The sequence below is a fragment of the Heyndrickxia ginsengihumi genome, from assembly GCF_011008565.1.
In the GTDB taxonomy this organism is placed as follows: Bacteria; Bacillota; Bacilli; order Bacillales; family Bacillaceae_C; genus Weizmannia; species Weizmannia ginsengihumi.
Window position 1 is genome coordinate 1 of sequence record NZ_JAAIWK010000062.1, and the last position, 1,159, is coordinate 1,159.

The 1,159-nt window shown below is 46.2% G+C and carries 8 tRNA genes and 1 rRNA gene; all 9 read right to left on the minus strand.

The features are described 5' to 3' along the window. Positions 1 to 149: 149 nt before the first annotated feature. Positions 150 to 222 (minus strand) — tRNA-Lys (locus tag G4D61_RS17875). 32 nt (positions 223 to 254) lie between these two features. Next, a tRNA-Gln gene (locus G4D61_RS17880) sits at positions 255 to 329 on the minus strand. Positions 330 to 391: 62 nt separating this feature from the next. Beyond that, positions 392 to 476: transfer RNA gene (locus tag G4D61_RS17885), tRNA-Tyr, on the minus strand. Positions 477 to 482: 6 nt separating this feature from the next. Next, positions 483 to 558 (minus strand) — tRNA-Thr (locus tag G4D61_RS17890). Between the two features lie 12 nt (positions 559 to 570). Then, positions 571 to 646, minus strand: a tRNA-Val gene (locus G4D61_RS17895). An 11-nt stretch (positions 647 to 657) separates the two neighbouring features. Further along, a tRNA-Glu gene (locus G4D61_RS17900) sits at positions 658 to 732 on the minus strand. A gap of 13 nt (positions 733 to 745) precedes the next feature. After that, positions 746 to 818: transfer RNA gene (locus G4D61_RS17905), tRNA-Thr, on the minus strand. A gap of 3 nt (positions 819 to 821) precedes the next feature. Next, a tRNA-Asn gene (locus G4D61_RS17910) sits at positions 822 to 896 on the minus strand. Positions 897 to 902: 6 nt separating this feature from the next. Further along, positions 903 to 1,018: ribosomal RNA gene (rrf, locus tag G4D61_RS17915) — 5S ribosomal RNA — on the minus strand. Positions 1,019 to 1,159 lie beyond the last annotated feature (141 nt).

Sequence of the window (1,159 nt, forward strand, 5' to 3'; positions counted from 1 at the left end):
TGTTTCTCGACAATTCAAGTGTAAAGGATTTAGGAGTTTACGTGTATTTTTATGTCTGAATTTTATTCACACCCCAACAAATATAATAGAGCCAATATTAAAAAGAAAAAAATAAAAAAGCCTTGATTTAACAAGGCTTTTAAGAAAAGTGAGCCATGCAGGATTCGAACCTGCGACCCTCTGATTAAAAGTCAGATGCTCTACCAACTGAGCTAATGGCTCATATAAAGATATGAAATATTGGGCAAAAAAAATGGCTGGGCCAGCTGGATTCGAACCAACGCATGACGGAGTCAAAGTCCGTTGCCTTACCGCTTGGCTATGGCCCAACAAAAAAAGCTAGACTCAACTAAATATAAAAAGGACATTTAATCTATGTCCATCAAATAAATGGTGGAGGGGGACGGATTCGAACCGCCGAACCCTGAGGGAGCGGATTTACAGTCCGCCGCGTTTAGCCACTTCGCTACCCCTCCATTGGATGGTGCCGGCCAGAGGACTTGAACCCCCAACCTACTGATTACAAGTCAGTTGCTCTACCAATTGAGCTAGACCGGCAAAGACTGAATATGGTGGAGGATGACGGGCTCGAACCGCCGACCCTCTGCTTGTAAGGCAGATGCTCTCCCAGCTGAGCTAATCCTCCATCATTAAAAGTGGTGACCCGTACGGGATTCGAACCCGTGTTACCGCCGTGAAAGGGCGGTGTCTTAACCGCTTGACCAACGGGCCATGATTTCTGCGAAGCTCCCAATCGGGCTCGAACCGATGACCTCTTCCTTACCATGGAAGTGCTCTACCTGCTGAGCTATGGAAGCATATGGCTCCGCAGGTAGGATTCGAACCTACGACCGATCGGTTAACAGCCGATAGCTCTACCACTGAGCTACTGCGGAATAATTGCCTGGCGACGTCCTACTCTCACAGGGGGAAACCCCCAACTACCATCGGCGCTGAGAAGCTTAACTTCCGTGTTCGGGATGGGAACGGGTGTGACCTTCTCGCTCTTGTCACCAGACCTCATGGACAATAATTATTGTAGCATAGCTTGTTTTATTTTGCAAGAGATTTTTTATATTCTCTCAAAACTAGATAGGAGAAGATTGTAAACCTTAAATCATGTTTGTCTTTCGTTTTGGTTAAGTCCTCGATCGATTAG